This is a genomic window from Streptomyces boncukensis (assembly GCF_011045075.1).
In the GTDB taxonomy this organism is placed as follows: Bacteria; Actinomycetota; Actinomycetes; order Streptomycetales; family Streptomycetaceae; genus Streptomyces; species Streptomyces boncukensis.
On sequence record NZ_JAAKZZ010000973.1, the window covers coordinates 1 to 1,256 of the forward strand.

Here is a 1,256-nt window from a genome sequence, read left to right on the forward strand (position 1 = left end):
TGGAGGGGGGTGTTCCTGTTGTTGTCCGGCCGCCGGTACCGTCTCGCGCTCACGCCTGAACAGGCAGAGATGTGCGAGGAGTTCGGGAACATCTGTCGGTCTGTGTGGAACACCGCCCTCCACCAGCGTCGCGAGTACCGGCGCCGGGGCGCGTGGATGAACTACGCGCCGCAGTGCGCCGAACTGGCCGACGCGAAGAAGGATCACCCCTGGCTCAGGGCCGCCCCGTCCCACGCGCTTCAGCAGACCCTGAAGGACTTGGACCAGGCATGCCGAGATCACGGAACCTTCCAGGTGCGTTGGCGCTCGAAGACCCGATGGTCGCCCTCGTTCCGCTTCCCCATGGGCCAGCTGATCGAGGTGGAACGACTCGGCCGCAGGTGGGGCCGGGCCAGGCTGCCGAAGCTGGGATGGGTCAGCTTCCGGTGGTCTCGTCCGCCCGGCGGTGAGATCCGCTCCGCCACGGTGTCCCGTAAGGGCCGGGACGGGTTCGTGTCGTTCCTCGTGGACGACGAGACCACAGCGCCGGAGCGGCATGCGATGCCGGGTACATCCGTGGGTATCGATCGGGGTGTGCAGTTCGCGGCCATCACCTCGGACGGCGATTTTCACGATCGGCCGTTCGTCACCGCCGGCGAGGAGACCCGGTACCGGCGTCTGCGACAGAAGCTGTCCCGCACGAAGAAGGGCTCAGCGAACCGGCGCAAGACGATCGCGGCGATGAACCGGGTCATGGGCCGGGTCACCGACCGCCGCGCGGACTTCTGCGCCCAGGTCGCGAGCGTGGTCACGGCCAAGAACGCGCTCGTGGTGCTGGAAGACCTCAAGACCCGCAACATGTCCGCCTCCGCCTCCGGCACCGTGGAAGCGCCCGGTACCCGGGTGGCCCGGAAACGGGGCCTCAACAAAGCGATCCTCGACAAGGGATGGCATCGCCTCGAACTCGCCCTCACCAACGCCGCCCGGTACACGGGAACGCGCGTGGTGAAGGTCAACCCCGCGTACACGTCGCAACGCTGCTCCGCGTGCGGCTTCGTCTCGGAAGGCAACCGCGAGAGCCAAGCGGTCTTCCGATGCAAAGCCGCAGGCTGCGGACACGCCGAGAACGCCGACGTCAACGCCGCGAAGAACATCCGAAACGCGGGCGGGCAGCCCGTGTCAGCCTGTGGAGACCTTGGGACTACCCGGTCCGCGAAGCAGGAACCCGTAAGCCGGGCGACCGGCCGAACCCCCTCATAGGGGAATCCCCCTCCCTC

General features: G+C 67.8%; 1 protein-coding gene. It reads left to right on the forward strand.

Going from position 1 to position 1,256, the window contains the following annotated elements; genetic code table 11:
• On the forward strand, nucleotides 1–1,239 hold a 1,239-nt coding region (locus tag G5C65_RS37405), incomplete at its 5' end, for an RNA-guided endonuclease InsQ/TnpB family protein (protein WP_241266345.1).
• Nucleotides 1,240–1,256 lie beyond the last annotated feature (17 nt).